4 protein-coding genes are annotated in these 6,880 nt (G+C 58.5%); all 4 read right to left on the bottom strand.

What is annotated here, in order from left to right; translation table 11 throughout:
- Positions 1-591, bottom strand: a 591-nt coding sequence (locus tag BLR51_RS27555) for a hypothetical protein (RefSeq protein ID WP_207543705.1), incomplete at its 3' end; no start/stop codon positions are given.
- A 140-nt stretch (positions 592-731) separates the two neighbouring features.
- Positions 732-1,949: a GIY-YIG nuclease family protein gene (locus tag BLR51_RS26350; protein WP_089852525.1), complete on the bottom strand. Its 1,218-nt coding sequence runs from the start codon at positions 1,947-1,949 to the stop codon at positions 732-734.
- Positions 1,949-4,027 (bottom strand): DEAD/DEAH box helicase, encoded by a 2,079-nt coding sequence (locus BLR51_RS26345; RefSeq protein ID WP_089852524.1) that lies wholly within the window; start codon positions 4,025-4,027, stop codon positions 1,949-1,951. The genes BLR51_RS26350 and BLR51_RS26345 overlap by 1 nt, the downstream gene beginning before the upstream one ends.
- 3 nt (positions 4,028-4,030) lie before the next feature.
- Positions 4,031-6,724, bottom strand: a complete 2,694-nt coding sequence (locus BLR51_RS26340; RefSeq protein ID WP_089852523.1) for a class I SAM-dependent DNA methyltransferase — start codon at positions 6,722-6,724, stop codon at positions 4,031-4,033.
- Between the last annotated feature and the right edge of the window lie 156 nt (positions 6,725-6,880).

The following is a 6,880-nucleotide window of genomic DNA, read 5'->3' as shown; positions in this document are numbered from 1 at the left end:
ATCGCCATCGCCATCGCCATCGCCATCGCCATCGCCACCGCCAATCGCCTTCGGAAGATCTGAATTTACGAGCTGGTCAAGACCATTAAATAAGGCCTTTAGCTCTGTCACGTTCGATCCATCTTGCAAGAACAAGCAAATTCCCTGTGCCGCCTCTAGGATATCAACCTCATCGCCGATAGCAGGATCAATTTCACGATATGCGTTGGTAAGCCCCGCAACGCATCCTTTGATCTGCTTTGGATCGGGATGGGCGACCGCGTTTCTGACCTCTTGGAACTTTCGCAGGACAGCACATAGCTTGTCTGCTTGCTCTGGGTCGCCGGCCCAAAGGGCCTTCAGCAGATGGATCTTGTGTCCAAATGACATCCTAGGAGAGGTCGTAAACAATCCTTCGGGTCGAGGGACAAGCGCTGAAATTACAGCTTCAATCTCGCTTTCAATTACCGCGTGGTATGTCACCACCTCGACAGCAAATGTGTCGGGCTCCTTTCCAGCCTCGATCAGCCGCATCACTCCCGCAATGCCGTCATAATTTGCACCCGCCATAAGCCCCCCAATCTTGTTTGCTAATAGCGGATGATGGCTCATAAAAAGCGCGCTGCCAAGCGCATGATGTCAGGGTAAGAAGGCGGTTTGACGGTGCACAGCAAATTAAACCCATCCAGTACATCCCTTCATGACGATAACTGGGCGCGGCGGGCTCGACTCCTGATCGTATACCCCCGTGATCATGCCTTGGTGACAATCCTCTGTGTAGAAACTTCATATCGGTGGCGATGCAAGGTGCCCTCTTCGATCAGCTTTGCTGCTTGCCCAACGTGTTCCGGCAGGACGTAGAACCACTCCTTAGGGAACACCTTCTTGCCAAACCGATCCGTTACGAACAGCTCCTTGGGGCGAGCCGCCGCGAAGAAGCGGTGTAGCAGATTTTCGACCTTGCTTCGGGACAGATTCTGCAGACTGTACGTCGCGATAATCTCGACTGGCGCGAGCAGAAATGTCGGATCATTTCTCGCATCGGCAACACGCCGCGCAACGTCTTGGCTGGTCACACCAATCTTGTGAAGTATCATGCGCTGCTCTTTGATGGCCGGGATCTCCGAACGGGAGCGGGCAACATAAATTGTGCCGGACAGCTCCAGCCGATCACTTTCCCATTCAGGATCGAGAGGGCCGAGACCAACCTTTTGGACCATGCGAGCAGTTTTGTCTTCGTTCAGTGATTTTCGGAACGACGACATGAGTGGGTCGCTTTCTGTCCCGTTCGAGAAAATGACGCGAAGGCGGTGATCGCGGGAGCCACCGCGGGCTGTCATCTCAGACTTTTCCGCGATCATGGCAAGCAGCCCGTTCCGGATAAAGAAATCCCCCTCGATCGGCTCGATCACTGACCACTTCCGCACGGGGCTGGCCTGCCGTTCTCCAGCCTCCAAGCCGCGCTGAACAGTTTCGAATCGTTCGCGGAACTGCTCGAAGTCGTGACAGGGCACAAATTCGGCACGGTGATCCGGGACATGGCGCTCGGCTGACGGCGTGGTGTGCTTAAGCTCTACCAAGGACGCATCGACGTCGAGGTCGTCATCGGCGAAGATGTCATCCAGGCTGTCAGGGATGTCCGTGTCGATGGGATCATCCTGCCAGGAACGCGGCGCTGGCGTGGCCTCCCCGCTTATCAGGCCTAGCCGGTCGACAGCACGCATCTGATCTGTTGGCGCCCTCTTCACCGTCTCCCAGATTGCACCAAGGCGCATCTCATCGTGATCCATGGCGTCTGGATCCGGCAGGCGGGAATGGTGCTCATAGAAATTCGTGACTTCGAGCAGCGCAGTGACGCTTCGATCCTGAACGGCTCCTCCACGCGCCGCTCGCGGTTTGACATCAAGCAGCCCGAATTCATCGTCTTCGGCGAAGATGTCCTCCAAGCTAGGGCGGCTGGAGCGCGACATCACAGCGCCCCCTCACGCATACGCTTCGCCTTCTCGGCCTTCAGCCAGGCAAGAGCTTCGGCCATGCGCTTCTCTAGCGGATTGGCAGAATGCACGTTCGGCTCCCTTCCCTCCGCAGCCCGGAAGGCCTTGATGCGGGGCCACAGCGTTCGGGCTTCATCGCCGGTCATGTTAACGCGCAGTGCCACCATCGCGGATTGCACATGCGACAGCAGTTCGGAGTTCAGCGACTTCGACGCAACCTCGAAGCGCTCCTGGAAGGTATTCACGCTGTCGATCAGCTCGATGTCGATGTCCCGCACGTTGATGAACTTCTTGACCATCTCCAGCAGCGTGTTGGGGGCGCTGTCCGGTCCCGTCTCCTCGTCATCATCTCTGCTCCCCTTCGGGGCCGCTCCGCTGAGCGGGGACTGACCCTCGGCGAAGCCGCGCTCGGCCTCCTTCCGGGCCAAGGTCAGCACATTCATATGCGCGGCCAGATGCTGGCGGACGGATTCCGTTTCTTCGGCATCCAGCGTCTCGTAGCGCTTCTCGATGATGTCGGTCAGCACCATCTGCGTGGCGACCTCTGGCGCAGTGTCAGGTGACAGAACGCGCCGATCCATCTCCTGATAAGCGGTGGCCATCAGATCGTTCATGTCCTTCTCGCAGATCTCCCGCGAGCGGTCGGTTGGTGGCTCGATCAGCCCCTTGATGCCGATGGTGACGTTGCCCTCGGCATCCGTATCGATCGGGGCCCGAACATCGCTGTCCTCACGGCGGTAGAACTTGAAATTCGGGGCCAGCACCTGCTCCATCAGCAGCGACCCGGAGATCGCCTTGAGCATGTCGTTCACGGCATCCGTCACCACACCCGTTTCCACGCCGGGTTCCGCAACAAGGTTGGTGAACAGGGCACGCGGTTTGCCGGGGGCATCGCGGGTGGCGCGGCCAATGATCTGCACGATCTCGGTCAGCGAGGACCGGTAGCCGATGGTCAGCGCATGTTCGCACCAGACCCAGTCGAAGCCTTCCTTGGCCATGCCAAGCGCGATGATGATGTCGACCTTCGCCCGGTCGGCCACGTCATCGCGCTTGCCATCCGGCCCTTTGACCTCGCGCGACAGGGCAGCTTTCACGATGTCCCGCCCAGGCCCGTCATCCACCAGATCAGCGACCTTCAGCACGCGACCATCCGGCCTGCGCACCAGGTCAAAACCCGTCTCGGGATCCCGCCCCTCATGGACACCCAGCAGGTCGATGATCTTGCCGACCTCGTTGAACTTGTCATCAAAGGCTTCTGAGGATCCCCGATGCGGAATGTGGATGATCGTTTTCTGATCGGGGTTCAGCACCCCCGGCAGGCCGTTGACGTAGTTGCCCTTATAGAACTCGTAATTGATCCCGAGCGCCTTGAGCCACGCATAGCCCTCAAGCTGCTCGTAATAGCTGTAGGTGATCTTGGTGAAGCGGTCTTCGTCTTCGGGGCGCAGCACCGGATCGGCATCGCCCCGGAAATAGCTGCCGGTCATCGCCATCACATGGCACTGCGCGCGGGTGATCAGGCTGCGCAGGATCACCCCCAGCCGGTTGTTGTCTGAAGCCGAGACATGGTGAAATTCGTCGATGGCGATGAAGCAGCTGTCGAACGCCTCGATCCCCTTGGTCTTCATCACCTCCTCGAAACCGAAGCGGAAGGTGGCGTGGGTGCAGACCAGCACCGTCGCATCGCTCTCCATGAAGGTCTGGAACGCCTTCACCTTCTGCTTGTCGGCATCCTCGCCGGTCAGGCAGAGGTTCCAGCGGTCATCGACCTCCCAGTCGGCCTCGAACCCGTAGCTGGTCAGATCGGTTGATCGGAAAGATGCGCCGATCGAGGTCTCGGGCACGCAGACGATGGTCTTTTCCAACCCCTGATGGCGCAGCTTGTCCAGCGCCACGAACATCAGCGCGCGGCTCTTGCCCGCCGCTGGCGGCGCCTTCAGCAGCAGGAACTGCGCGGCGCGGGCGGCATAGGTGCGGGCCTGCATCGGGCGCTGACCAAGCGCGTTCGTGGTCGCCTTCGAGGTGCCATAGGTGACATTGACCATCTGAACCATGTGTCAGGCCCTCTTTTTCTTCGGAGCGGCTTCCAGCGATTTTACCTTGGCGGCGTAGAGCTTGAAGAGCTTCTCCAGCCGTTCGGTATCATTGCGGAAGGGGCGGCCGATATACATGGTTTCCAGAAGCTCGTCGTTCTCCCGATGCACGGCGCGCAGGTCGTCGGGCATCTTGTCCGGGTCATAGAGCTCGGCGATCGTGGCCGGGTAATGGGAGTAGCGGCAGCGCAGGATCCTGCGGGCCGAGGCCGAGAGCGCCTCCAGCTGATCCTCGGTGAATTTCGGCACAGGGAAGGTGTTCCAGCCGAGGGTGTTGGAGTAGCGGAAGTCGGACTTCAGCTTGCCGCAGACGGTCGCGATCCAGACAAGGTGCAGGCGCGATGCGATCAGCGCGATGCACCACTCTGGAGCGTCGTAAAGTACTTGGTTGAGGTTCGAGGCAATGACGTCTGCGCCGACCCGCTCAACAGGCAAGTAAGGACGGCGTTCTGATGTGACGCTAGGAACAAGGATGGCATGATGCTCCGGGGCAATGTGCTCCCTGAACTGATATGGCTTGCCTGCAAGAGCTCGACCAGCGGCATCCTTCATCTCAAGGCGAGCTAAACGAGTTTCTTCAATTTTCGCGGCGATCGCGGGAATGCGCACCGCATTGTGAAGATCGTCGTCAGAAATCCATAAGCAATACCGCTCGATACCTTTTACGACTTCTTGCGAGCCCATGAGTCTGCGAATGTAGCTTTCCGCCTCGGGCCAATTTTGGATCATCTCCTCTTTTTCTGAGGGGGAAAGGAGGAGCTTGCCGGCATCATATGGCATACACCCAAAAGCCATATGCGGCAGTCCAAACAGACTTTTTCCTGAGGATTGAATCCAAACGTCTGAGTGGTGAACGAGGTAGGCATTGATATGAGAAACAGATGCTTCTATTCCTTCGGAGAAAAGACGTTTTGGCTCGCGTGATATATTTCGCATGCCGGTAATCACACAGATCACCGCGGCATTTTTTGCTGCGCTATTTCTCCACTTGAAGGATCTATGAGCAAAGTGAATTTCGAGATCCTGACGTAATACAGATGGCCATAGCAATGGAACTGACGCGCCTTGGCAAAGAGAGTTGGTAGACACCAATGCCGCTTCTGCATTTCGACCACGGATATAATTGCTTGCTTTGAACGTCCAACCCGCTACGAAATCCAGAGCCTTGAAACTCTTAAGCTTTCCCGAAAATACATAGTCGCGGTCGGCTTTCTGAGATTTGTCCTGTTTTGCTTTGCCTAGGAATGGCGGATTGCCCGCGATGAAGACTACCTCTCCCTCGGTAGGTGGAGGGCATACGTCTTCCCAATCCATCCGCAGAGAGTTCCCGGTTCGGATGTGTGCGGCGTCCTTCAGTGGCAGCGCTGCTGGTCGACGGCCAAACACCTCCGCAAAGCTGGCATTGGCCTGATACTCGGCGATGAACAGCGCCAGCTTGGCGGTCTCTGCCGCAAAATCTGCGATCTCGATGCCGTAGAAATGGCTGATCGGGATGGCCGAGAACATCTGCATCGAGCCGGGGCCGGTCAGCTCTTCCAGCCGCCGCAGGATGCGCGTCTCACGTGCCCGCAATTCGCGATAGGACACGACAAGAAAATTGCCCGAGCCGCAGGCCGGATCGAACACGCGGATCCGCGACATCCGGTCCAGCACCTGTTGCAGCGCGCGGGCGCGGTCCCACGCCTTGTGGATCTCCGCATCCAGATCGTCGAGGAACAGCGGCCCGATCACCTTCATGATGTTGGGCACCGAGGTGTAGTGCATCCCCAGTTCCGAACGCTGCTTCGGGTCCGCGACCGACTGGATCATCGAACCGAAGATGTCCGGATTGATCTCGCGCCAGTTCAGGTCGCAGGCCTCGCGCAGATAGCGGAAGGATGCGGCATCAAAACGCGGTGCGTCGATCGTGCCCTCGAAGAGCCCGCCATTGACGTATTCCAGCTCGCCCGTCCATGCGGGCAGGCCCGCGCGTTTGTCCTTGGGCAGGTTCATCGCCCGGAAGGCCGCGATGATGGTTTCGCAGGCCTCCTCGCCCTTGTTGCCCGCATGGGTGAACAGCAGGCGCGAGAACTGGTTGTCCGGGAAAATGCCAACGTCTTCGGCGAACATGCAGAAGATCAGCCGCATCATCAGCTGATTCATCTCGTGCCGACGCGCGTCGCTGCCCCAGTCCGGGTTGGCCTTGGTCAGCGCATCATAGAGCCGGGCGAGCTTGCCGGTCGCCTTGACGTCAACCGGGTTTTCCTCGACCGCGCGGTAACGTTCCTTGCCCGCAGCGGGCAGGAAGAAACCGAAGTTGTCGCCCAGCTCGTCAAAGCGGCAGTGGAGCGTGTCCCCCGAGGCAAGGTGTTCCGCCGAGATCATCTCGCCATCCGTCGCGATCAGGATTGCGGGCTTTGACGTCTTGGTTTTTTTCGAGGCGCGGATCTGGTCAAGGGTGACATCGGTCAGTCCCGAGAGCGCGGGCGCATAGTGGAACCTTTTCCCGAAGAGCACCCCCCCGGGGAGATCGGACTTATTTGTCGACCCGCCCCGCAGCTTTGAAATGGCCGCCTTCGCGCCATCGGTGGCTGCGGCAAAGGCAAAAGGGAATTCGTTCGCATCAAATGGTTTTGCGGAAATCTCCGCCAGTGCGTCGTAAATTTCGGTGGGGTTCATCAAGGGCCTCGATATCGTTGCCCCAGTGGTAGCTAAGTCACGTCAGTGGCACTACCTTTATCCCGGTTTATTCATCCAAATCGATGGGGGCAGGTTGCGTGCGCCTGAAAGCGCCGTAGAATCAAGTTGCTACACCAAAATCCGCCAGCAGCTTCG

The organism is Salipiger marinus (assembly GCF_900100085.1).
GTDB classification, from domain to species: Bacteria; Pseudomonadota; Alphaproteobacteria; order Rhodobacterales; family Rhodobacteraceae; genus Salipiger; species Salipiger marinus.
The sequence above is the reverse complement of the archived record's forward strand: the minus strand, read 5'-3'. Positions and strand labels throughout refer to the sequence as shown.

What these genes read in the sequence shown, in the direction of transcription:
- BLR51_RS26345 (WP_089852524.1), bottom strand. Translation starts at nt 4,027, where the DNA reads ATGGTTCAGATGGTCAATGTCACCTATGGCACCTCGAAGGCGACCACG.
- BLR51_RS26340 (WP_089852523.1), bottom strand. Translation starts at nt 6,724, where the DNA reads ATGAACCCCACCGAAATTTACGACGCACTGGCGGAGATTTCCGCAAAA.
- BLR51_RS26350 (WP_089852525.1), bottom strand. Translation starts at nt 1,949, where the DNA reads ATGTCGCGCTCCAGCCGCCCTAGCTTGGAGGACATCTTCGCCGAAGAC.